Annotated in this window: 24 protein-coding genes; 9 read left to right on the top strand and 15 right to left on the bottom strand. The window is 58.9% G+C overall.

The features are described from left to right. Positions 1 to 91 precede the first annotated feature (91 nt). The 4 genes from ACZ5RI_RS07475 to ACZ5RI_RS07460 all read left to right on the top strand — a co-directional run bounded on the left by ACZ5RI_RS07475 (position 92) and on the right by ACZ5RI_RS07460 (position 2,480). Complete coding sequence (locus ACZ5RI_RS07475) at positions 92 to 667, top strand: LabA-like NYN domain-containing protein (RefSeq protein ID WP_464515482.1); 576 nt, start codon at positions 92 to 94, stop codon at positions 665 to 667. 264 nt (positions 668 to 931) lie between these two features. Next, entirely contained in the window at positions 932 to 1,516 is a 585-nt protein-coding gene (locus ACZ5RI_RS07470; protein WP_464515481.1) for a hypothetical protein, read from the top strand. Next, positions 1,513 to 2,118 carry a hypothetical protein gene (locus ACZ5RI_RS07465; protein ID WP_464515480.1) on the top strand — a complete coding sequence of 202 codons (606 nt, stop codon included), beginning with the start codon at positions 1,513 to 1,515 and terminating at the stop codon, positions 2,116 to 2,118. The genes ACZ5RI_RS07470 and ACZ5RI_RS07465 overlap by 4 nt, the downstream gene beginning before the upstream one ends. Before the next feature lie 86 nt (positions 2,119 to 2,204). Next, positions 2,205 to 2,480, top strand: a complete 276-nt coding sequence (locus ACZ5RI_RS07460) for a hypothetical protein (RefSeq protein ID WP_464515479.1) — start codon at positions 2,205 to 2,207, stop codon at positions 2,478 to 2,480. A gap of 9 nt (positions 2,481 to 2,489) precedes the next feature. Here the strand turns inward: ACZ5RI_RS07460 and ACZ5RI_RS07455 are convergent, their stop codons facing one another. From ACZ5RI_RS07455 to ACZ5RI_RS07445, 3 genes are read right to left on the bottom strand one after another with little or no spacing between them, the layout of a single operon-like run. Beyond that, positions 2,490 to 3,158 carry a TVP38/TMEM64 family protein gene (locus tag ACZ5RI_RS07455; protein ID WP_464515478.1) on the bottom strand — a complete coding sequence of 223 codons (669 nt, stop codon included), beginning with the start codon at positions 3,156 to 3,158 and terminating at the stop codon, positions 2,490 to 2,492. A gap of 59 nt (positions 3,159 to 3,217) precedes the next feature. Further along, positions 3,218 to 4,588, bottom strand: coding sequence for a PleD family two-component system response regulator (locus ACZ5RI_RS07450; protein ID WP_464515477.1), 1,371 nt, complete (start codon positions 4,586 to 4,588; stop codon positions 3,218 to 3,220). Between the two features lie 9 nt (positions 4,589 to 4,597). Next, positions 4,598 to 4,972, bottom strand: a complete 375-nt coding sequence (locus ACZ5RI_RS07445) for a response regulator (RefSeq protein ID WP_464515476.1) — start codon at positions 4,970 to 4,972, stop codon at positions 4,598 to 4,600. A gap of 243 nt (positions 4,973 to 5,215) precedes the next feature. Here ACZ5RI_RS07445 and ACZ5RI_RS07440 point away from each other — a divergent pair, with 243 nt between their 5' ends. Then, the gene (locus ACZ5RI_RS07440) at positions 5,216 to 5,473 is read left to right on the top strand and encodes a DUF3572 domain-containing protein (RefSeq protein ID WP_464515475.1); all 258 of its coding nucleotides are present in this window, start codon (positions 5,216 to 5,218) and stop codon (positions 5,471 to 5,473) included. Between the two features lie 149 nt (positions 5,474 to 5,622). Here the strand turns inward: ACZ5RI_RS07440 and ACZ5RI_RS07435 are convergent, their stop codons facing one another. The 3 genes from ACZ5RI_RS07435 to ACZ5RI_RS07425 are packed head-to-tail and all read right to left on the bottom strand — an operon-like array spanning position 5,623 to position 7,934. After that, complete coding sequence (locus tag ACZ5RI_RS07435; protein WP_464515474.1) at positions 5,623 to 6,033, bottom strand: NUDIX domain-containing protein; 411 nt, start codon at positions 6,031 to 6,033, stop codon at positions 5,623 to 5,625. Next, entirely contained in the window at positions 6,030 to 6,908 is an 879-nt protein-coding gene (gene aguB, locus ACZ5RI_RS07430; RefSeq protein WP_464515473.1) for an N-carbamoylputrescine amidase, read from the bottom strand. The genes ACZ5RI_RS07435 and aguB overlap by 4 nt, the downstream gene beginning before the upstream one ends. Before the next feature lie 9 nt (positions 6,909 to 6,917). Further along, positions 6,918 to 7,934 (bottom strand): agmatine deiminase family protein, encoded by a 1,017-nt coding sequence (locus tag ACZ5RI_RS07425; RefSeq protein WP_464515472.1) that lies wholly within the window; start codon positions 7,932 to 7,934, stop codon positions 6,918 to 6,920. A 92-nt stretch (positions 7,935 to 8,026) separates the two neighbouring features. Between ACZ5RI_RS07425 and ACZ5RI_RS07420 the strand changes: the two genes are divergently transcribed. Together ACZ5RI_RS07420 and ACZ5RI_RS07415 are read left to right on the top strand one after the other, a co-directional pair. Beyond that, a complete protein-coding gene (locus ACZ5RI_RS07420) occupies positions 8,027 to 8,488 on the top strand; it encodes a RidA family protein (protein ID WP_464515471.1) in 462 nt (153 codons plus the stop codon). Positions 8,489 to 8,504: 16 nt separating this feature from the next. Continuing rightward, entirely contained in the window at positions 8,505 to 8,921 is a 417-nt protein-coding gene (locus ACZ5RI_RS07415) for an HIT family protein (RefSeq protein WP_464515470.1), read from the top strand. A 232-nt stretch (positions 8,922 to 9,153) separates the two neighbouring features. Here ACZ5RI_RS07415 and ACZ5RI_RS07410 read toward each other — a convergent pair whose 3' ends face one another. The 7 genes from ACZ5RI_RS07410 to ACZ5RI_RS07380 all read right to left on the bottom strand — a co-directional run bounded on the left by ACZ5RI_RS07410 (position 9,154) and on the right by ACZ5RI_RS07380 (position 19,963). Next, complete coding sequence (locus ACZ5RI_RS07410) at positions 9,154 to 10,317, bottom strand: sialidase family protein (protein WP_464515469.1); 1,164 nt, start codon at positions 10,315 to 10,317, stop codon at positions 9,154 to 9,156. A 1-nt stretch (position 10,318) separates the two neighbouring features. Then, the gene (locus ACZ5RI_RS07405) at positions 10,319 to 12,622 is read right to left on the bottom strand and encodes a glycoside hydrolase family 2 TIM barrel-domain containing protein (RefSeq protein ID WP_464515468.1); all 2,304 of its coding nucleotides are present in this window, start codon (positions 12,620 to 12,622) and stop codon (positions 10,319 to 10,321) included. 100 nt (positions 12,623 to 12,722) lie between these two features. After that, the gene (gene parC, locus ACZ5RI_RS07400) at positions 12,723 to 14,951 is read right to left on the bottom strand and encodes a DNA topoisomerase IV subunit A (protein ID WP_464515467.1); all 2,229 of its coding nucleotides are present in this window, start codon (positions 14,949 to 14,951) and stop codon (positions 12,723 to 12,725) included. Further along, positions 14,948 to 15,688 carry a DNA repair protein RecO gene (gene recO, locus ACZ5RI_RS07395; RefSeq protein WP_464515466.1) on the bottom strand — a complete coding sequence of 247 codons (741 nt, stop codon included), beginning with the start codon at positions 15,686 to 15,688 and terminating at the stop codon, positions 14,948 to 14,950. The genes parC and recO overlap by 4 nt, the downstream gene beginning before the upstream one ends. A 159-nt stretch (positions 15,689 to 15,847) precedes the next feature. Continuing rightward, the gene (gene glyS, locus ACZ5RI_RS07390) at positions 15,848 to 18,286 is read right to left on the bottom strand and encodes a glycine--tRNA ligase subunit beta (RefSeq protein ID WP_464515465.1); all 2,439 of its coding nucleotides are present in this window, start codon (positions 18,284 to 18,286) and stop codon (positions 15,848 to 15,850) included. Beyond that, positions 18,234 to 19,118: a glycine--tRNA ligase subunit alpha gene (locus ACZ5RI_RS07385; RefSeq protein ID WP_464515464.1), complete on the bottom strand. Its 885-nt coding sequence runs from the start codon at positions 19,116 to 19,118 to the stop codon at positions 18,234 to 18,236. Before ACZ5RI_RS07385 ends, glyS begins: the two co-directional genes overlap by 53 nt. A gap of 101 nt (positions 19,119 to 19,219) precedes the next feature. Next, positions 19,220 to 19,963, bottom strand: a complete 744-nt coding sequence (locus ACZ5RI_RS07380) for a tRNA1(Val) (adenine(37)-N6)-methyltransferase (RefSeq protein ID WP_464515463.1) — start codon at positions 19,961 to 19,963, stop codon at positions 19,220 to 19,222. Positions 19,964 to 20,150: 187 nt separating this feature from the next. On the opposite strand from ACZ5RI_RS07380, the gene ACZ5RI_RS07375 reads away from it, so the two are divergent. Both ACZ5RI_RS07375 and ACZ5RI_RS07370 read left to right on the top strand, forming a co-directional pair. Then, positions 20,151 to 21,188, top strand: a complete 1,038-nt coding sequence (locus ACZ5RI_RS07375; protein ID WP_464515565.1) for a polyprenyl synthetase family protein — start codon at positions 20,151 to 20,153, stop codon at positions 21,186 to 21,188. Between the two features lie 16 nt (positions 21,189 to 21,204). Beyond that, positions 21,205 to 21,666, top strand: coding sequence for a GNAT family N-acetyltransferase (locus tag ACZ5RI_RS07370; protein ID WP_464515462.1), 462 nt, complete (start codon positions 21,205 to 21,207; stop codon positions 21,664 to 21,666). A gap of 156 nt (positions 21,667 to 21,822) precedes the next feature. On the opposite strand, the gene ACZ5RI_RS07365 is transcribed toward ACZ5RI_RS07370, so the two are convergent. Continuing rightward, positions 21,823 to 22,308: a hypothetical protein gene (locus ACZ5RI_RS07365; protein ID WP_464515461.1), complete on the bottom strand. Its 486-nt coding sequence runs from the start codon at positions 22,306 to 22,308 to the stop codon at positions 21,823 to 21,825. 166 nt (positions 22,309 to 22,474) lie between these two features. Beyond that, positions 22,475 to 23,332 (bottom strand): 4-(cytidine 5'-diphospho)-2-C-methyl-D-erythritol kinase, encoded by an 858-nt coding sequence (locus ACZ5RI_RS07360; RefSeq protein WP_464515460.1) that lies wholly within the window; start codon positions 23,330 to 23,332, stop codon positions 22,475 to 22,477. Between the last annotated feature and the right edge of the window lie 3 nt (positions 23,333 to 23,335).

The following is a 23,335-nucleotide window of genomic DNA, read 5'->3' as shown; positions in this document are numbered from 1 at the left end:
CTTGCGCCGTTACAATAAAAGGGTACAAGACTTTAGCGGACCCGTGGAAGCTTTTTACCCAACGGGCCTTATTTTTTGAAGGAGATCTTTGATGCTGTTCTATCCGCAAGAGAAGTTAGCGCTTTTTATTGACGGTGCGAATTTATACGGCGCGGCCAAGGGCCTTCAGTTCGATATTGACTATAAACGTCTATTAGAACTGTTTGCGCGCAAAGGCGTTCTGGTACGGGCGTTTTATTACACCGCGGTGGCTGAGGATCAGGAATTCTCGCCCTTACGTCCCCTGGTCGACTGGCTCGATTACAATGGCTTTTCCGTGGTCACCAAGCCGCTGAAAGAATTCACCGACGCGCAGGGTCGCCGCCGCGTCAAGGGCAATATGGATATCGAACTGGCTATCGACGTGATGGAAATGTCGGACCGGGTTGACCATATCGTCATCTTCTCGGGCGACGGGGATTTCCGCCGCTTGGTCGAAGCGGCCCAGCGTAAAGGCCGCCGGGTCAGCGTGGTTTCGACCATCCGCACCCAGCCGCCGATGGTATCGGACGAATTGCGCCGTCAGGCCGACAATTTCATCGAACTCGATGAACTGAAGACAATGATCATGCGTGAAGGTGGTCCGCGCCCCAGCTCGCCGAACCTTCCCGAAGCCGGCACCCCGTAAACGCCCTGGCCACCATAGTGGCCGGTTCATCATAGTCTACAGAATTAAAGTCCAGCTTCGGCTGGACTTTTTTTTGGATTCCGCGTCCTAATTCTACTTAAGAGGGGATTTTGGTGTTCGTGTTTGTGTGGGGGATGGGTCATGCTGCCGCTGCGTTCAATGCGGTGCCTGCTTATTATTATAATCGTATGCGGCTGCGCGACGCCTAAAAATTATGCGCCCAAACTGGCACTTGATTGGGTCAGACCGCAAAAGCGCCTGCTGTTGATGCCACCGGATATTGTTTTATCGCAGCGAACGGCGGATGGCACCAACGAGGTTGAAACCGCGCGCAGCGCCGCCGCCACAACGCTTTTCACCGGCCTGATCCGTCATCAGATCAGCGACCGGAACATTGCCGTCAGCCCCCTCGCCGCTCCGACAGATCCCGACATCCGTCAGATGTTGCGCCTGCATGCGGCCCTGACCGCGGGCCCCGGCGGCACCGGCAACCGGGTGGCGCTGAAACGCTTAAGCCCGCTGCGCGATACACTCGGGCCCGGCGTCAGAATACTGGCGGATCAATATGGTGCTGACTACGCGGTGTTTTTTTACTTACGGGATCGCACCACATCAAACGGCCGTGTCATGGTCAATATTGCCGCCAACGTCCTGCTGGCCGTGCTTTCCACCGGGCGCGTGCAACAAACCTATTCCGAGGCGGAACGCATTGCCTGCCTGTCGCTGATGAGCCTCTATAGCGGTGACATTGTCTGGAACCACTGCTTGACCGACACGTCCGGCGATCTGACCGATGCCGGTGACGCTGGCGATTTCACCCAGGCGCTGTTCGGGAATATGCCGTTATGAGGTGGATTCCCCTGACGGTATTATGCGCGCTTGTGATGACCGCAGCCTGCAGCAGCACCAAAGACAAAAGCTTTGTCCAGACCGCACCCGCCACCCGCATCGTGGCCGATGATGGCGTCAGCTTTCTGCCACCCACCGGCTGGTGGCAGGTGCATTTTGCTGGCCGCAAGTCGATCTGGTTCACCGCAGAAGGGCTCGATATTGATACCTTTGAATTTCGCGCGGGGCTGGCCCCCGATACGGATTTTTATAGCAGCACCACCAGACAGACTGCGCCCGCGAATGACAGCACCGCACTGATCTTTCGCGCCGGCATGACCGCCGAAGATGTCATGGCCTTACAGCTTGCAAAACTGGTGCGCCAGGGCGCCCATCAGGTGCGGGGGCGTGATATACATCCGAGCCAGTTTGGTGCCTTGCGCGGTTTTCGCTTCCGCTATGATTTTGTCGATCGCGATGGGTTGGCCCGTCAGGGACTGGCGCTGGGGGTGATACGCAGCGGCACGCTTGACCTTTTCACCTTTGATGCACCCAGCCTGTATTATTTCGACCACTTGCGCCCGGCGGCAGAAAGCGCACTGGCAACGATCCGTACACCCTGATGCGATAGGACGGCATTGCTGACTTGTTCCCCCCATACAACTATGCTCGAATAGCTGCGGCGGGGTGCCAAACATATGAGGATACTATGTCGTTAAAATCTTTCTTACCTCTGGCTGCGTTTGTTATGCTGGCCCCCCTGGCCTTTGGTGAGCCCGCGCCCAATGCCGCGCCCGGCCACGATCAGGCCAAACAGGATTGCGTCGGCCACGACTGCCCTGCTCATGCCAAAGACGCCCATGCCAAAAATAAGGGCCCGGAAAAGAAGGCAGCGCTGAAGGATTGCCATAACAAGCCCGGCAAACCCGGCGAAAAAGACGTCTGCCATAAAGAGCCGCTGAAGCCGGTTCCGCCGCAGCACTAATCTAAAATTTTATTGACCTGCCTGCGTATCGGATGATTTTGGGCGCAACAGGCGTTTGAGCAAAAACGACAAGCCAAACGCCACGGCCAAAATCAGACAGGCCAGGGTCCAGCCGCCGCGGGAGGTGAACACCGCGCCACCCGCGGCGCCGATTCCCACCTGAGCAATCGTCATCGGTAACATACCGATGGTCGAACCAATCAGATAATCCCGCCAGGAAATTTTGGTCAGCGCCAGGGCCGTGTTGGCCACGCTGTGCGGAAATGGCAGCAGGCGGATAATCGCCACCGTGCGCCAGCGTCCATCCTCGGCCTTTTCCATCAGCTTGCCGATTTTTGGCGCGGCGTCCAGCGTGCCCTTGGCCCCCAGCCAGCGCACGAAACCAAAGCCGACCGCCGCCCCGATGACCGCGCCGATCGCCGCCCACAACAGCCCCCAGACCATGCCAAACAGCAAGCCTGCCGCAACGCCAATCACACTGCGCGGCACGAACAGCAAGCTGGCCAGAACCTGCACACCGATAAAGATCACCGGCGCCAGCAGACTGTCCTTGATGGTACGGTGAATAACGAAGGGGTCGATGATATCGCGATAGGCGTAGACACACACCACGCCCGCCACCACAAGCACCACGGCAGCAACACGCACGATATTACGCAACGTAAAGGAAAATTTCATCCAGGCCACTCTTGTGCAGGCCGCATACGCTGTTCACAGATGCTTGGCCCTATGGGGTTTCAAGCCGCGTCCGCAACGACACGATTGCGGCCGGTTCGTTTGGCTTGATAGAGCGCCTGGTCGGCCCGATGCAACAGGGCATCTGCCGTATCATCCGCCCCGCCCAGTGCTGCGATGCCGATACTGACCGTAATATTCAGGGTGCCGGGGCTACGGCTGATGGCAATGGACGTACTTTCAACCTGCTTGCGCAACCGTTCTGCCACCGCATAGGCAAAGGTCAGATCGGTATCAGGCATCACGACAACGAATTCCTCGCCACCAAACCGGCAGGCCAGATCGATGCCACGCACATTGGCGGTAACGCGGCTGGCAAATTCCCGCAGCACCTCGTCACCGATGTCATGACCATAGGTGTCATTGACCGTCTTGAAGAAGTCGATGTCCATAATGGCGAAGGCCAGCGGCTTGCCGGTCTGTTTGGACTGCGACAGCAAGTTCTCCAGATGGCGGCTCATATAACGGCGGTTATGCAGACCGGTAAGCTGGTCGGTAACCGCCATTTCCAGACTGAGTTCGACATTCTGGCGCAAATGGTCGGCATAGCGCTTTTTACGCAGCTGGGTGCGCACCCGCGCCACCATTTCGTTCTTGTCGACCGGGCGGGTGAGATAGTCGTTGACGCCCATCTCCAGCGCCTGATTGAGCTTGCGCTTATCGCCTTCCGAAACAATGACCAGGATCGGTACGTGCCGCCCCTGTGGCAGCGAGCGCAACTGCGAACACAGCCGAAGTCCGTCAAAGCCGCGCACGCCTAGCGAGACGATGATCAAATCATAATCGCCGCCCCGCACCCGCACCAGAGCTTCTTCGAATGTATCGACTGAAGAGATATTGTTATTGGCTTCCAGCGCACCGACGAACCAGGCCACGGTTTCAGGCCGGTCCTCGATAATCAGTATACGTCCGGTAATGTTGGTGTCGTTGATCACCGAAGCCGGATCGATCAGCCCCATATTCTGACCGGTGGTTTCGCGCATGCGCAATTCGTCGGTCATCATCTTGAGCCGGACCAGCGAACGCACCCGGGCAAACAACGCGGCATCATCAACCGGCTTGGTCAGAAAATCATCCGCCCCGGCTTCGATCCCGGCGACCCGGTCGCTGGGCTGATCGAGCGCGGTGACCATCACCACAGGAATATAGGCTGTTTTGGGATTGGCTTTAATGCGGCGGCAAACTTCAAACCCGTCCATGCCGGGCATCATCACGTCCAACAGCACAATATCCGGTGCGCTGTCTTCAATTTTGGCCAGTGCCTCGGCCCCGGAATAGGCCGGCACGACTTCGAAATACTCAGCCGTCAGCTTGGCATCGAGCAGTTTTACATTCGTCAGGATGTCGTCGACGACGAGGACGCGGGCAACCATTTTCCGGGCCTAACCCATGAAGCGCTGTACGGTTTCGAGAAAATTCGTCACCGAAATGGGTTTAGAGATATACGCTTCACAGCCGCCCTGGCGGATGACCTCTTCATCGCCCTTCATGGCGAAGGCGGTCACAGCAATAACCGGGATGGATTTTAACGTATCATCTTCCTTAAGCCACTTGGTTACCTCCAGACCGGAGACTTCCGGCAGCTGGATGTCCATCAGAATCAAATCCGGGCGATGCTCGCGCGCAATATCGAGAGCCTCCATCCCGTCCTTGGTCTGCAGAATATTATACCCGTGTGCATCCAACAGATCGTGAAAGAGCTTCATATTCAGCTCGTTATCTTCCACAATCAGGACAGTTTTGGCTTTGGCATCCATCGTCCCGCCGCTCCATCTGGCGTTACCCCGGCGGTTTGATATCACGTTCACCGGGGGCGCATCATCGATAAAATCTTCCTACCTGTATATCTACACATAATCCCCCCCCCTTAACAGCTTGTTGACATTTTTCTAAAATGCTTATAGTTGACAAAACAACTCATGGATGCGGTCCGAACCGGGAAACAGCTGTTCCGGGTGGGGCGTATTATTCTCTTTCTGCATGCTGTCTAAGGGTTAGCCGTGAATAAAGACCGTGCCATTGTTATTGCCTTGGCCGGGGTTGGATTTCTTGCCGCCGAGCCCGAATGGATGGACCGCTTTGTCGCCCTGACGGGCCTTGGCGCAGAAGAACTTAAAAAACGGCTTGATGAACCCGCTGTATTGGCTGGCGTGCTGGGGTTTGTCATGAGCGATGATGCCATGGCCGAGCCGTTTTGCCAGGCCGAAACCCTGTCACCGCAAGAGCTGCTCTACGCCCAGCATCTGCTCGACGGCTGACCCCGCATACAACATTAAATGACGCGGCGGCATCCCGTGCGAAGCACGCCCCGCCTGACAGGGCTCAGCCCCCCCCCCCAAAAAAGCGCCCGGCAGGCGCGGAAGTTGACGCCTGATGCTTCACTTTGTCCGAAGCACTGCTGCCGAAATCAGCCCCTCTGCCGCAATATTGCGACCGTCTTTTGCACGGCTTCGGTCAGCGGCCGGGGCAGCGCATCAAGCGCGAACCAGCCTAAGCCCGCATGGCATTCCGGTTCGACCAGATGCGGCTCGCCGGTAAATTCGGTCGCCAGATACACCGGGGCCGTCCAGTGCTCGCCCCGCTCCGGCGCGATCCATTCGGTCATGCACAACAGCGATATGGCACCCAGGGTAACGCCGACTTCCTCGGCCACCTCGCGGGCAACCGCGGTTTCGACCGGCTCCATCCATTCCAGCCTGCCCCCCGGAAAGCTCCAGCACCCGGCCTCGGGCGCGCAGCGACGCTGGATCAGCAACAGCTTGCCACCCCGCAGCAGCGCCGCCCCCACCCCGATGCGGGGATATGGGGCATCGGTCATGATTTTACCGCACCGTCGAAGCCCATCAGTGCCCCGTAAAGGGCCGGTCGCCGGTCGCGGAACAGCCCCCAGGCGGCGCGGGTCTGGGCTTGCGCATCCAGATCGAAGGTGGCGGTGATGACACCCTCCTCCGTCCGGCCTAAGCCTTCCACCACCGCGCCCGCGCCACTGGCGATGAACGAGGTGCCATAGAAGGTAATCTCGCCCACCTTGCCCTTTTCGGTGCCGATGCGGTTCGACGCAATCACCGGCATGCAGTTGGCGGCGGCATGGCCGCACATCACCGCGCGCCATGCCCCGCTGCTGTCATAGTCGGCGGCAGGCGGCGGCTCGGACCCGATGGCGGTGGGATAGAACAACGCCTCGGCCCCCATCAGCGCCATGGCGCGGGCCGCTTCCGGGAACCACTGATCCCAGCAGATGCCAACACCAAAGGTGCCATAGCGGGTCGGCCAGACCCGAAAGCCGGTATCGCCCGGCGAGAAATAGTATTTTTCCTGATAGCCCGGCCCATCGGGGATATGCGATTTGCGATAGAGCCCCAGCACCGTGCCATCGGCATCGATCATCGCCAGCGAATTGAAATAGGCCTGACCGGCTTTTTCAAAAAAGCTCACCGGCAGCACCACGTTCAGTTCGCGCGCCAGTGCGGCCATTTCCGCCAGCAGCGCGTTGCCCTGAAGCGGGGCGGCGAGCGAAAAATATTCCGCGCACTGATCCTGACAGAAATAGGGCGTTTCAAACAATTCCTGCAACAGAATGACCTCAGCCCCCGCAGCGGCGGCTTTGCGCACCATGGCGACGGCTTTGGTAATATTGGCAGGCCGGTCCCAGCTACAGGCAAATTGGGTCACGGCAAAGGTTACGTTTCTCATGTTATTTCTCTAAGGGGCAGGCTCGGCCAGGGTGATGCAATGTAATCCGCCGCCGCCTTCCAGCACGGGGCGGGCATCGACCTGCACGATTTTACGGCTCGGAAAGAGCTTGGCGAACAGCGCTTTTGCCTTGTCGTCATTGGGATCGTCAAACGCGGGCAGAATGATGCCGCCATTGACGAAAACAAAATTGAGGTAGCTGGCGTTGAGCGCACGGTCCCGCCAGTCGTGACGAACTTTCACGGGCTGCTCGACCTCGATCACCTTTAAGGCACGCCCGGCCGCATCACGGGCATTTTTCAGCGTTTCAACGGCACGCTCGACCGCATCGGCATCGGGCGCCTCGGCATAGGCTGGCACCCCAATCAGCACCACACCGGGCGCAACAAAGGCGGCGATATTGTCGATATGGCCGTCGGTTTCCTCATCGGCAAAACCATCGTCCAGCCACAGCATCTTGCGGGTGCCGGTGGCGGCCAGAAGCTGGGCCTCAATCTCGGCCCCGGTCAAAGTGGGATTACGGTTGGGGTTGCACAGGGTCTGGCGGGTCGCCATCAGCGTGCCTTCACCATCGGTGTGAATCGCCCCACCCTCGCAGATCAGCGGCACCGCCGCACAGGGCAAACCGGTATGGGCCGCGATACGGGTGGCAAGCGCGGCATCCTGATCATAGGGTTCGTATTTGCCGCCCCAGGCATTGAAGCGCCATTGCAGGGCACGAACAGACGCACCATCGGTCAGATAGGTTGGCCCGGTATCACGCACCCAGCTGTCGTCGATCGGCACCTCGAAGAGCGAAACATTGGTGAGCCCGGCGAGCGCGGCACGCGCCGCCTCGGCCGCATCCGGGTGTACGGCCAGCGCCACCGGCTCGAACGTGGCCATGGCGCGGATCACATCGGCAAAACATCGTCTGGCGCGTTTCAAGCCTTGCGGCCCGCCCCAAACCTCTTCCCGCGCGGGCCAGCAAATCCAGCTCCGGCGATGGGCCGCCCATTCCGCGGCCATGGCAAATTCGCGTGTCATGCCCGCAGTATGGCATGAGCCGGGGGGCGTCGAAAAGCTCTCGCTTCTTAAGCCGGGGGAGGATATTTTCGCTGTGCTACAAGGAGACAAACATGACCGGTCGTATTCACGCGCGTTTACAGGAACTCGGAATCACCCTGCCCGTCCCGCCCACCCCGGTGGCCAGCTATGTCGCGGGGGTGGTCAGCGGTAAAACCCTGACCCTGTCGGGCCAGATCCCGCTCGAAGACGGCAAACTCAAATATGTCGGCACGGTCGGCCATGAACTGACGGTTGAAGATGGTCATGCCGCCGCCCGCCTGTGCGCCATCAATGCGCTGGCGCAGGTCGAAGCCCTTGTCGGCCTCGACAAGGTGGTGCGCGTGGTCCGCCTGGGCGTGTTCGTCAACGCCGTGCCGGGCTTCACCCTGCAGCCGGAAGTGGCCAATGGCGCATCCGACCTGATGGTGGCGGTGTTCGGCGATGCCGGTAAACATGCCCGCTCGGCGGTGGGGGCTGGCTCGCTGCCGCGCAATGTTGCCGTTGAAGTCGAAACGACCTTCGAGATCGCTTAAAGCGAAGGAAAATCTGATGGCTTATGACAGCAACAATATCTTCGCCAAAATCCTGCGCGGCGAAATTCCGTCGGTAAAGGTGTATGAGGATGATCATGTCCTCGCCTTTCTCGACGTCATGCCCCAGGCCGAGGGCCATACGCTGGTGATCCCGAAGGAAGCCGCTCAGAATATTTTCGAGCTTTCACCGGACGGTGCCGCTCACCTGATTCAGGCGGTGCAGAAGATTGCCCCGGCGGTCAAGGCGGTCACCGGCGCGCCCGGCATCATGCTGGCCCAGCTGAACGGCGAAGCGGCGGGACAGAGCGTATTCCACATCCATTTTCACATCATTCCGCGCTTCAGCGGTGTCGATCTGCAATTCCATCCCCGCGAGATGGCCGACCCGAAAAAGCAGGAAGCGCTCGCCGCCAAAATCCGCGCCGCGCTGTAAAGATCCAGCCTCGCCACCTCTGTCATGCACGGCGGTGGCGGCGGACATCCGCCTGTCAGGGGCGGGATGGTCATTGAGTTCGTGGCGTTTTCAGAACCGTTCCCTTTGCCCCCATCCTTCGACAGGCTCAGGATGAGGCTTTCTGAAGGATAAGCCGGTATTCAAAATTCCTCATCCTGAGCCCGTCGAAGGATGAGCCAGTCTGAAGGAAAGGGGGCATCATAAAATGCCCCTACTTCATCTCCAGCGACGGTAGGGGCACGCGGGTGATTGCGACATCTTCTTTGCCAATGCTGTAACCGACATAGAGCCAGCCGTTCCACACCACCGATTTGGGATAGTGAAACCCGGCCCGCTTATAAAGCCCCTCAAAACGTGGGGGGACCGCATCGGCGCCCCCACGCAACAGAAAGCTTTGCACGAACTGTTCGCCATCGCGTGACAGACTGAGCGCCAACGGCACCCGCACCTTGTTCCCGCTGGGGGCATTGATCAGATAAACCGAACCATCCGGCAGATTGCCCGCCGACAGCTTGGCCCGGGCATCGGGAAAATCCGTCATCACCGGCGTGGTCCAGTGGGCCCCGGCATCGGCACTTTCCGACGCCAAAATACGGAAACTGCCGCCCTCGTCGCGGAACACCATCACCAGACAGCCATCGGCCTTGCGGTACAGGCTCGGCTCCAGCTCGCGGCTGGTATCACCATCGTGGGGCAGGTTCGCCATTTCCCCACGCACCCAGCCAGAAACACCCAAGGGATCATCGCTATAGAACGGCGTTGCGATCATACCGGGGCGCAGGTGAAACGCGGTGACAATGCGGCCCGTGGGTAGCCGGTGCGGGTCCTGTTCGATGATGCCATCGACCGGCTTACCATCCGCCCCCAGCACAGGCTTCAGGGCGGACCAGTCCACACCATCACGGCTTTGAGCATAAAATGCCTGCCCGCCAGGATGGCTGCCATCAGCGCGGCGGAAGCCTTCGGGCCAGACATTGATGAAGGCGATCAAATGCTGGCCATCACCCCACCAGCCACCACTGCTGTGCATGCCAAATTTTGCCGCCGGGCCAATAAGGTTTCGTGGTTTGGTCCAGTGCACGCCATCGGCGCTGGAGGCATACACAACATGGGTATCGGAACTGTCTTCGTCTTTTTGCGAGCTTTGCCATTGGGCGTAGAGCCGCCCCTTAAACGGGAACAGCACCACGCCATTGGCAAAATGATCTGTGTCCGCACCGGGCCTGAAGACCGTGATGTTCTCAGTGCCGGGGGCAGGCTTCAGCCCCAGATCGGGCTGTGCCGGATCGAAAACACCGGAACCAACAGAGAAAGGTGCGGCAGCCGCCACGGTGCAGCATAACCACCACGCAGCAACCAGCCACCGCACCTTCATGTTACGCCCCGTCCGGGTGGCCGTCCCGCACGACAAAGCTGATCGTCGTGATCCCCAGCCGCGGATGTTTGGCGGTCAGCCGCACCACACCGGGTGTTTCTTTTGCCCGCACCCACACCGCGCCGGTGCCGCCCACCAGTCCGAACGGATTATCACCGATCAGTTCAGCCGGACCTTCCAGTGCAAAGATGATCGGATCGTTGGCCAGTGGACGGATATTGCCGAATTCATCAGTGACCCGCAGCACCACGCGGGTGGCATCGGCACCATCGGCGATCAGCTCGACATCATCGGGCTTCAGTTCAAACTTTTTGTCCGCCCCCTGTCCCGAGAAGAACCGGGTGGCAGCGAGCTTGCCCTGAATGTAGCCCTCCACTTTCAGATCGCCCCAGCCCCAGCCAAAGGTATCCTTCATATTGACGTTAAAGGGCGGGTATTTGAGATGGGTATATTGCTTGCGGTCGGGATCCGCCTCGGCAAACAGTTCCCATTTTCCGGCCTTGAGCACGAACAGTTTGATGTGGTCGCAGTTGGAACAGAAGGTGGCGACCTTCATGCGTTCCTCGTCATCGCTCGACGACCAGTGGATCGCCGGCTCCAGCACGATTTCTTCCGACGGCTCGCACTGCGAACGATAGAACGCCGCCACCGGTTTGGGGGCGCGGAAAATATCCGTCACGCCATGATAACAGATGCGGTCCCCGGCCCCAAATTCAGCATGGGTGTTATAGTCGAAGGCACACCAGGCAATACCACCGGCAAAGCGCGCATCCGAGGCAATCTGATCATGCACCCGGGCATGACGCACAACATGTTCGCGGTGCCGGGCATTATCGTCGAACGATTTGACCGGATACATATGACCGCTGAACTCGGTATTGAGATAGCAGGGATGATTGGGCACCCTTAAGGGAAAGCCGAAATCGTTCATGGTGAAAACGTCTTCGAGCAATTCCGATTCATACTTGTTACGGATACCACCGGTCTGCCGGGTGGGATCAAGGCGGTGCGCGGCCGCATTGGTGCGCACATAAAAATCGTGGCTGTCGGCAGATTCGTTGATGCGCACGCCCCACAGAATGATGGCCGGATGGTTCCAGTCCCGCGTAATCATGCGCCCGACATTATCGACCGCAAGATCCTGCCACGCCAGATCACCGATATGCTGCCAGCCGGGGATTTCCTCCAGCACCAGCAGGCCCAGCTCGTCACAGGCATCAAGGAAGTGACGTGACTGCGGATAATGCGAGGTGCGCACAATGTTGCACTTTAGTTCTTTGCGCAAAATCCACGCATCGCGGCGCTGTCCGCGCCCGGCCATCGCCTGCCCGACAAAGGGGAAGGTCTGATGGCGGTCAAGCCCGCGCAGCTTGACCACCTTGCCATTGATCTCGAAACCATGGTCGGTGAATTTGGCATCCCGGAAGCCAAACCGGCGGCTATCCGTATCAATCGCTTTACCGTTTTCCGACAGCGTTACGTCCACGGTGTAGAGATTGGTATGCTCCAGATCCCACAGCTTAATGCCGGAAATCGGCGCAAAACGGATGGTGTGCATACCATCGGCTTTGTCTACCACAGCAGATGCTTTGGCGACGACTTTCTTGCCATCCTTCAGCACGGCTTCCACGCGCAAGGGGCCGGTCGCAGCAAAAGACTTCAGATGGCAATCAACTTCCAGCCCTGGCTTGCCGCTTAAAACATTCTGCGGGCGGGCAAAGATATTGTCGATATAGGCAGTGCCGACGACCCGCAGCGCCACCTCGCGATAGATGCCGCCGAAGGTGAGATAGTCGACCTGAAAACCAAAGGGGGGAATGTCGGGCCGTTCGGTGGAATCGACATCCACCGCCAGCACATTATCGCCGCCCCAGTTGATGTGATCGGTCAGATCGAACGAAAACGGCGTGTAACCGCCCTTATATTCGCCAAGCCGGTGACCGTTGATCCAGACGGTCGCCGCCGTCATCACCCCTTCGAAATCGATGAAGACATGCTTGCCTTTGGCCGACGCGGGCAGCGTGAAATGCCGCCGGTAAAGCGAAACAAATTCATATTCGCGGTCTTCAAAATTGTGCCAGGGCAGCGCCACATTGGTATGGGGCACCGTCACCCGCGCCCAGGCGGCATCATCAAAGCCCGGCGCGTGCGCGCCATCGGCCGCTTTGGCGCTGTAGCGCCAGCCGCGATTAATCGGCAGCACCTGCCGCCCGCTTTCGGGTTTATCGGCCGCAACCGCCTCGCCAGCCAACGCCACCGTGGCCGCCAATGTCCCGGCGGCCTTCACAAAATCCCTGCGATCCATGTCTCACTCCCAAACAGGAACTTACCGTTCCATTATGTGAGAATGCATAGCAGGAATTATCTGATAAATCACTTCACGGTTGCGTCAATCGGTCCGAACCCTATGAGGCAAAACGCCCCGACTGGGCAAAGCCGCGCGGCTTGAGACGCCCGGCCCCGGCCCGCTCGCCCTTCCAGTCCTTCAGATCGGCGGCGCTGAAGGTGCGATTGTTATCGTCCTTCAGGCCATCTTCCCAAGTGAAGGTGGTGCAGTCGAGCAGATTGCCGCCCTTATAGCGTTGCAGGAACACGCCCTGCCCGCGGGCCAGTTCGGGCACATCGGCCAGCGCAAAGACCACCAGCTTGTGATTTTCACCGATCACCGCCACGCTGTCGCCGGTCACAAAGCGGCAGACCACCGCCTCGCCCGAGGTTTTGACGTTCATGACCTTTTTGCCCGCCTTGGTCAGCGCCACGGCATCATCTTCGTTGGTGACGAAGCCATGGCCGGTGGTGGCGGCCAAAAGCAGCTTGCGGCCCGGCACATGCACGAACATGGTGACCAGATCGGCATCCGAGGCCAGATCGATGAAGCTGCGAATGGCCTCGCCGCCGCCGCGCCCGCCGGGCAGTTTGGAGCAGTCCAGCGTATAGAAGCGGCCATCGGTCGACAGCATCATCAGCTTGTCGGTGGTTTCGGCCTTGATCCAGAAGCGGCCACGGTCGCCTTCCCGATACTTGACCGCATCGGACGGATCGCTGTGGCCCTTGAAGCTGCGCAGCCAGCCCTTTTGCGAGCACACCACGGTAATCGGTTCGCGTTCGACAAAATTCTCGATGGCCAGCGCGTCTTCGGCAATATCGGGCAGATCGGCAAAGGTGCTGCGGCGCTTACCGATGGCGGTCTTGGCACCAAATTTGGCGTCCACCTCGGCCAGATCGGTAATCAGCTTTTCGGCCTTCAGCGCATCCGAGGCGAGCAGCTTTTGCAGGCCCTTCTGTTCCTTGGCCAGCGCGGCATGCTCGCCACGAATCTGCATTTCTTCCAGCTTGCGCAAGGCGCGCAAACGCATGTTGAGGATGGCTTCGGCCTGATTATCGGTCAGCGTGAATTCGGCCATCAGCATGGGCTTGGGCTCATCCTCGGTACGGATGATGTGGATCACCCGGTCCAGGTTGAGGAATGCCGCCAGATAACCTTCGAGCACTTCCAGCCGCGTGGCAATCTTCTGCAGGCGGAAATTGGTGCGCCGTTCCAGCACGACATAGCGATGGTTGATGAAGGCGACCAGCACCTCCTTCAGGCTCATCACCCGCGGCACCAAACCGTTATCCAGCACATTCATGTTGAGCGGAATACGGGTTTCCAGATCCGACAGACGGAACAACTGTTCCATCATCAGTTCGGGTTCAATGGTGCGGTTCTTCGGCACCAGCACCACGCGGACATCTTCGGCGCTTTCATCGCGCACATCGTCGAGCAGCGGGGCCTTTTTCTGTTCGATCAGTTCGGCAAGGCGTTCGATCAGCTTGGCTTTGGGAACCTGATAGGGCACCTCGTCAATGACGATCTGATAGGTGCCGCGCGGACCATCTTCCTTGTGCCAGCGCGCCCGCACGCGGAACGATCCGCGCCCGGTACGATAGGCTTCGGCAATCGTCGACGGGGTATCGACAATGATGCCGCCGGTGGGAAAATCCGGCCCCTTGATATATTTCAGCAAGCCGTCTTCGGGCATGTCCGGCTGCCGGATCAGCGCGGTGGTGGCGGCGCACAGCTCGGCCAGATTATGCGGCGGGATCGAGGTTGCCATACCCACAGCAATACCGCTGGACCCATTGGCCAGCAGATTGGGGAAGGCGGCGGGCAGCACAATCGGCTCTTCTTCTTCGCCATCATAGGTCGCGCGAAAATCAACCGCGTCTTCGTCCAGCCCGGCCAGCAACAGCTCGGCCGCGGCGGTCATGCGGCTTTCGGTGTAACGCATGGCGGCGGCGCTATCGCCGTCGATATTGCCGAAATTGCCCTGACCATCGACCAGCGGATAGCGCACGGCGAAATCCTGCGCCAGACGCACCAGCGCTTCATAAACCGCGGTATCGCCATGGGGGTGATACTTACCGATGACATCGCCGACCACGCGGGCGCATTTCTTAAAGCCCGAGGCCGGGTTCAGCCCCAGCAGACGCATGGCGTGCAACAGGCGCCGATGCACCGGCTTTAAGCCGTCGCGCACATCGGGCAGCGCGCGCTGGGTGATGGTGGACAGCGCATAGGCGAGGTAGCGCGTGCTAAGCGCGCTCGACAGGGCTTCGTGGCGAACATCGTCGTGAACGGGTGGTGCGATCATGGTTCCGGTTTATATGATTCCGCCAGGCTCTCCAACCGCATACGCGCGGCAGGCAGCGTCTTGCCATGCGGTATCAACAACCTTTCAGCGAGAAAATGCGCCGAAAGCCGTAAACCGGCGGCAATATCCCCCGGTTCTATGGGATTCTGGCTGCCGAGCAAAAACTGCGGCAACGTCAACATCCGTGCCGCATAGGGCGCGCCCGCCGCCCGGCACACCGCCCGGCCCGAGCGCGGCGAAACATAAACCAAATCCTCGGTTGTGCCGGTGGCGGTACACGCGGAAAGATCCAGACCGTGGCCCAGCGCCTCCAAAAGGCCGATTTCCCAGCGGGCATACAGCGGCCCCCAATGGGCCAGACCATCTTCGGCCAGCGCATCAAACAACAGCATCGTGGCGGCATAGATATTGGCATAGGGCGCACGCTCGGGCACCACCAGATTAAGCACCGCGGTGGCGGCATTCAAACCGGTCAGCGCGGCGCGGCCTTCCATGATCGCCCCGGCGCGGGCATGGGTCATTTCCACGGTGAAGCTGCCGAGATGTTCGGATAACCGGGCGCGCCATTCGACTTTCAGGCTGTTGCCCGCCAGCAGAACCGGGCGCATACGCTGGGATGTGCCACCACGGACCAGCCCCATATGGCGGCCATGCTCGGCGGTCAGAACTTCCAGAATCGCGCTGGATTCCCCATGCGCGCGGGCCGACAAGACAATCGCTTCATCAACCCAGTCCATATGCGCAAAATGTCTCCGGTGACCGTCCGGCACCATACCCCCTCATCCTGAGCTTGTCGAAGGATGTGGAGCACTTAAAAACCAAAAGCCCTCCCCTTCGACTTAGCTCAGGGTGAGGGCTTTTGTTTAATCATTTTTCCTGCGTCAGGTCAGAAAACCCTACTCCGCGATCTTAGAGAAATCGGCCACCAGATGCAGCGTGGACCGCAGGGTGGTGAGCAATTTCAGGCGGTTTTCACGCAAAGCCGCATCCTTGTCGTTGACGGTGACCTTGTCGAAGAAGGCATCAACGGCCCCCCGCAGGCGTGACAGCGTGCGCATGGCATCGACGAAACGTTCTTCACCAATCTCGATCTTCACTGCATTGGATGCCGCCATCAGTTCAACGCAGAGCGCCTTTTCCTCCGGCAGATCGAGCCGAGTGGTTTCCACCGCGCCATCGAAGCTGCGCTTATCCTTCTTCTCCTCGGCCTTCAGAATATTCGCCGCGCGCTTATAAGCCGCCAGCAAATTCTTGCCGTTGTCGGTTTTGAGGAATTCCTGCAACGCTTCGACCCGCGCCACCAGACGGACCAGATCGTCCTCGCCCCCAAGCGACAGCACCGCATCGATCAGGTCATAGCGAATGCCCTTTTCCTTCAGCGCGACTTTTAAGCGATCGGCGAAGAAAGACAACAATGCTTTAGATGTATCGCAACTCCCAGCCATCTCGAAGCGAGCATGAGGCGGAACAGGAATAAGAACATCCTTAAGCAAATCAATGTTAGCGCCAGCTAACAGCACCCAACCGCCATCTTCATGCAGGATTGATATATTATCAGGTGTCTCGTCCATGAGAGTAAAAGTTTCACCCTCATTTTCTTCAGTAATCCCTAGATCATTCATCTGGCCAGATGAATAAACTTGATAGTCAGCCAACGCCGCACGATTCGAACGGATAGTAGTTAAAGCAAACTGATTGTGAGCATATTCAACCAAATCAGCCAGCGACAAGCGAAGTTTATTTTCAAGGATAATTCTGATAACGCCTAAAGCCGCACGACGTAGTGCAAACGGATCAGTCGACCCCGTTGGTTTCTCACCAACAGCAAAGAACCCTGTCAGTTGATCTATCTTATCAGCTAACGCGACAGCCACCGACACAGACTCATTCGGCACCCTGTCAGTGGGCCCTAATGGTTTATAGTGTTCAGCTATAGCAGTTGCGATCTCTGAACTTTTCTTATCGTTGAGAGCGTAATACCCACCCATCACGCCTTGCAGTTCAGGGAATTCACCGACAACGCCAGTTACCAAATCAGATTTACACAAATGCGCGGCAGTCTCGGCACCATTTATATCTGCATCGATTTTTTTTGCGATATATTTGGCGATCATAACTATACGATTGGTACGATCTAGCTGGTTTCCCAATTTCGCATGGAATGTAATTCCACGAAGCATTGAAACTCGCGTATCAAGGGATGCTCGGCGGTCCTGATCCCAGAAGAATTTGGCATCCGACAGACGGGCGCGCAGCACGCGGCCATTACCGGCGACAATGGCCTTACCACCATCTTCCGCCACCATATTGGCCACCACGGCAAAGCGGTTGGCCAGTTTTTTGGTTTTGGGATCGCGTAAGGCAAAATATTTCTGATGCACCCGCATCGAGGTTTGCAGGATTTCGCCCGGAACGCTTAAATATTCTTCCTCAAACGCCCCGATCAGCACCACCGGCCATTCGGCAAGACCGGCCACCTCTTCCAGCAGGCCGCGATCCTCGATCACTTCAAAGCCTTCCGCCGCGGCCTTTTCCTGCGCCTGTTTCCAGATGATATTTTTACGTTCTTCGGCATCAATCAGCACATGGGCAGCACGCAATTTCGCGGCATAATCCGTGTACGATGTAACACTGATATCGCCCTGTGACAGGAAGCGATGGCCGCGCGTCGTGTTGGACGATGCAATGCCACAGAAGGAAAACGGCACCACCGCGCCATCAAACAGTGCGGTCACACAATGCAGCGGCCGCACCCAACGGGCAGTAGCCTGCCAGGCAATTTTTTGCCCAGAAGCATTTTCCCAAGACATCGCACTTCCACTTGCATTTCTCCACTCCATAGGAGCCGTTGCTTGAGGAAAGCGCATCGATTTCGGCCATGGCAATGCGGCGAACGCCGCCGGTAAAATCTCCGCCAGCACATCAACGGTGGGACGGCCCTTTTTCTCAATCACCGCAACGTAAAATTCGCCCTTGCCATCATTCTGCTTGCTGCATTGGTCGAGCGTCAGACCGGTCGAACGCAAAAAACCTTCGATGGCTTTTTCGGGCGCCGTCACGCGCGGGCCCTTCTTTTCCTCATGCACATCGGGCTGGGCGGCGGGCACACCGTCCACCACCAGCGCCAGACGGCGCGACGCCGCATGGGCTTTGGCCGATGTGAAGGCAAGGCCATTGTCTTTCAGCGCGCCGGTCACCAGACGTTCTAAGTCCTTGGCGGCCTGGGTTTGCATCCGCGCCGGGATTTCTTCAGAGAAGAGTTCGATAAACAGCTCGGACATTTTAAGCAAACCTCGGCTTGTAATCACCCATCGGACTGGCCAGCCACGCTTCACAGCAGGTCTTGGCCAACGCGCGCACGCGGGCGATATAGGCGGCGCGCTCGGTGACCGAAATCACGCCGCGCGCATCCAGAAGATTGAAACAATGGCTGGCCTTGATGCACTGATCATAGGCCGGCAGCGCCAGCTTCGCCTTTACCAGCGCCAGACATTCGTGCTCGGCATCCTCAAAATGGCGATGTAAAAGCGCCGTATCGGCATATTCGAAATCATAGGCCGAATATTCGCGTTCGTTCTGATGGAACACTTCGCCGTAACGGAAATCCTCGTTGTAGGCGAGGTCATAGACGAACTCGACACCCTGCACATACATGGCGAGGCGTTCGAGGCCATAGGTCAGCTCGGCACAGACCGGGTCGCAATCAAAACCGCCGACCTGCTGGAAATAGGTGAACTGGCTGACTTCCATGCCGTCGCACCACACTTCCCAGCCGAGGCCCCAGGCCCCCAGCGTCGGGCTTTCCCAGTCATCCTCGACAAAGCGGATATCGTGGCTGGCCGGATCAAGCCCGATGGCTTTAAGCGAGCCGAGATAGAGTTCCTGCACATCCTTGGGCGCGGGCTTCAGAATGACCTGATACTGATAATAATGCTGCAGACGATTGGGGTTCTCGCCATAGCGGCCATCTTTCGGCCGACGCGAGGGCTGAACATAGGCCGCGCGCCACGGCTTGGGGCCGAGCGCATGCAGCGTGGTCGCCGGGTGAAAGGTCCCCGCGCCCATTTCCATATCGTAAGGCTGCAGGATCAGGCAGCCCTGCCCCGCCCAGTAATTCTGCAGGGTCAGGATCAGGTCCTGAAACGTCTTCTTTTTCTCGTGGGCCACTCTCGTACCGCTTTCATTCCTAGATAAGCTGCGTTTTTCGCGTGCAAAACCGCCGACAATTCTTACGCAAGACACAGCTGTCAGTAAAACCCGGGCGGAACCTAATGGCCCAGGCCTTCCGGAACAAGCGTTAAGCCGCCGCGCCCGCGCAAAATCGCCTCGACCGCCGGGGTAAAATGCCCGTCCACCCCATGCAGCACCAGACCGGGCTGCAATTTTAGCGGGCTTTTGGCCCCGATACGGACCTGCACAATCACCCGCTTGGCCGGGCAGTCCCTTTTGGGCCAAAGCGGAAACACCGTCACGCCCCCGCCCGGCAGGCCCGCCAAGGCCTCATTCAACCGCTCGGCCGGGAAAATCGTGGTGAAACTGCCGCCCGAGCGGGTGCGCTTTACCCCCGCCGCCAGCCAGTCGGCCAGTCTGCCGCCATCATGGCGCGCCAGCGCCCGCCCCGGCTCGGGCGAAACCATGCCATCGCTGCTGTAAAAGGGTGGGTTGCAGAACACCTGATCGAAGCCGGTGCGCAGTGCCGGGGGCAGATCAAAGACATCGGCGGCGATAAAGCGGGCATTTTCGGCACAACCATTGGCCGCGGCATTGGCCACAGCCAGCGCCACCAGCGCCGGGTCGATTTCCACCCCGTCGATTCGTAATCCCGCCACCCGCGCGGCCAGACACAGCGACACCGTGCCAACACCCGCCCCCAGCTCCAGAACGGACTGGCCGGACCGGGCGGCAACGGCGGCGGCAAGCAGCACACTGTCGAGCCCGGCGCGAAACCCCGCCGCAGACTGATGAATCAGCACACGGCCATCCAGAAAAGCATCCGCTTCCTGTGGAGTCATTGCGTAGCCCACTGTGCCAAAATCGACGCAAAAAACGGCGCGGTTGCCATAAAATTCCTCCCGTAGACACGGTAAACACACCGCAGCGCTTGACCTTAGCAGCGCAAGGCTTTCAATGTTCCACTGTCGGCCCTGGTCGGCAAGTCCGTCATACCAAGTCCCAAGGCGACCGGAAGCAATGTCCGATATGCTCGCGCAGGATGCGCGCCCTGCAGAAACCAAGCTAACGGCGGATATTTCGCCGGTGGAGCAGTTGTGCACCCTGGTCAGTGCCGACATGCAGGCCACCGATGCCGAGATTCACGCCCGTCTGGGCAGCGCGGTTGAACTGATTCCCAGCCTCGCCAGCTATCTCATTGATTCGGGCGGCAAACGCTTACGCCCGCTGTTGACCCTGGCGGCGGCCCGTATGGGCGGCTACACCGGTGGTGGGCATGTGCTGCTGGCCGCCGCGGTCGAATTCATTCATACCGCCACCTTGCTGCACGATGATGTTGTCGATGAAAGCGCCCTGCGCCGGGGTAAGGTTGCAGCCAATCTGGTCTGGGGCAACAAGCCGAGCGTGCTGGTCGGCGATTTCCTGATCAGTCAGGCCTTCCGCATGATGGTCGAAACCGGCCAGATCGGCGTGCTGCAGATTTTGTCGACGGCATCGGCCATCATCGCCGAGGGCGAAGTGATGCAGCTGCAATTTGCTGGCAGTCTGGAAGGTGGCGAAAGCCACTATATGCAGGTGATTACCGCCAAAACGGCCGAGCTGTTTGCCGCCGCCGCCGAAGCCGGGGCCAATCTGGCCAAGGTCAGCCCGGCCTATGAAGCGGCGTTGCGCGACTATGGTATGAATCTGGGCATTGCGTTTCAGCTTATCGACGACGCACTGGATTATTCCGGGCGTCAGGCCCTGATGGGCAAAAGCGTTGGCGATGATTTCCGCGAAGGCAAGGCAACGCTGCCGGTGCTTTTGGCCTATCAGCGGGCCGACGATGCGGGCCGCGCCTTCTGGAAACAGGTGATCGAAAGCGGCCATCAGGGCGAACGCGATCTGGAAACCGCCATCACGCTGGTGGAGCAGACCGGCGCCATTGCCGACACCGTGGCCCGCGCCCGCGACTATGCCGCCCGCGCCCGCGCCGCGCTGGGCAAACTGCCGGGGAATTTTTCAACCAGCCCGCTGGGCGTGGTGCTGGCAGGGGTTGCTGATTTCTGTGTCGACCGGGCGTATTAGAGATCTGTTAGCGCCGATGATTACGATTGCATCCTGTCAGCCTGACGATCCGTGCGCCATTCCTCTACTCGACCAACTTTCCGACACACTGGCCAGCATCACGGGCGATAGCGGGCGCAGTTCGTTTGATCCGCGCGATATGGACCAGCCACATTCGCTGTTCGTCGTCGCACGCACAGACGAAAACACCGCGGTTGGCTGCGGGGCGTACCGCCCGCTCATGTCCGGCATTGCGGAACTAAAGCGCATGTACGCCGCCCCGAAAACGAAAGGCGTCGGCGCAGCGATCCTGTCTCATCTGGAAAACATGGCGGCACAGAATGGCTACACGGCGCTGTGGCTTGAGACCCGCAAGGTCAATAACCGCGCCGTCTGTTTCTATGAGCGGCACGGCTATACGGTCATACCGAACTTTGGCAAATATGCCGGTCGCAACGATGCCGTCTGTTTTGCCAAGCAACTTACTGCGGCTAGCTGAGCGTTTTCCACCACCGGTCGAAATCTCTGGCTGTGCCCCGTTTAAAAGAAAATCCCCCGGTCGGCTGCCGGGGGATTTTTATGTAAATGACACCGACATTGCTGGGCTTTGCGGCGGGTAAGGCCGTTTGCGTTACATCACCGAAGCCCGTGTATGTTACTCGTTCACGATGGCATTACCGATGCCGCTGACGCTTCCGGCAACAGGGGCCTGTTTGCAGTCATATTTCGCCCCCCAGCCCCACTGAACAAGCCCACCCTTGCCATTGATATAGGCCAGATCCCACTCGCCCATCTGATGGCTTTTGCAGAATTTCAGGGCATCTTCCGGCGAAGCCAGATGATAGAGCTTACCTGCTTCATCAATCGCATCACCAACACCGCTGACACTGGGTGCAACCGCCTTCTGCTGGCAATCATATGTATGCCCCCAGCCCCACTGGGCGATACCATCCTTGCCGATAAAATAGGCCAGAACCCATTCGCCGATCTTATGGCTTGTGCACGACGCTTTAGCCACTTCCGGGGTCGCAAGCTTGATCTCCTTCGGCCCACCATAAGACGGCGCTGCGGCCAGACAGACCAGAACAACCGATACGGACAAGACAGATATATGCGAACGCTTAAAGGCGATATTTTTCATAATATCTCTCCATCACAGGATGTATCGAGAGTTATGCCTCGACGTCAGCCAAAGTAACCTTGGGTTGTGTAAATAAAAATAACCAATCATTAATTTACGTTACGAATATATTAAAAAAAGCCGCCTGCGACGGGCAGACGGCTTTTACATCTGTCTTTTGGTTGGATTACCCCGCCACCGCCCACCAGTCGGGATGCTGTGCCGACAAGGTTGCGGCGGCAGACTGGGCCGCGTTGTTGCTTTCGCACAGGGCAAAACAGGTCGCCCCACTGCCGGACATGCGCGCCATCACAACACCGGGCTGCTGGCGCAGCGCGTTCAGCACGTCACGCACCGCCGGGGCCAGATCGAGTGCCGGGGCTTGCAGATCATTGGCCGTGCGCGACAGATAGTCGAGGAGCATATTGGGCGTCATCGGGCCGGGCAGTGGCAGCCCCGTACCATGGCGATGCTGCAGCGCCTTGAACACGGGCCCGGTCGGCACCGGCACACCGGGATTGACCAGCACCATCGGCAAAAGGGCAATATCGTCAAGCAGACTGACGCGTTCGCCGCGCCCCGCCATCCAGGCCGCCTGCGGTTCGATACACACCGGAATGTCGGAGCCAAACGCCACCCCGACCGAACGCAACTGATCGGGAATAAACCGCAAGCCCCACAGTTTATTAAGGCCACGTAAGGCCGCCGCCGCATCGGCAGAACCGCCACCAATGCCCGATGCCACCGGCAGTCTTTTGGTCAGGGTGATATGGGCCAGGGGCGTGATTTTGGCCCGCGCGGCCAGCGCGCGCGCCGCCTTCAGCACCAGATTATCGTCATCGGCCGACAGCACGCCCGCAAAGGGGCCGTCGATGGTCAGCGTCAGATCATCCGCCGGCTCGAATGTCAGCACATCTCCGGTGCGGGCAAACACCACCAGGCTTTCCAGATCGTGAAAACCATCCGGGCGCTTTTGCCCGACATGCAGAAACAAATTGATTTTCGCCGGCGCGAATTCGCGCACGGAATTGGTAACATCAGACACTTC

The sequence above is a fragment of the Micropepsis pineolensis genome (assembly GCF_055392125.1).
This window is presented reverse-complemented; position numbering and strand designations above follow the sequence as displayed.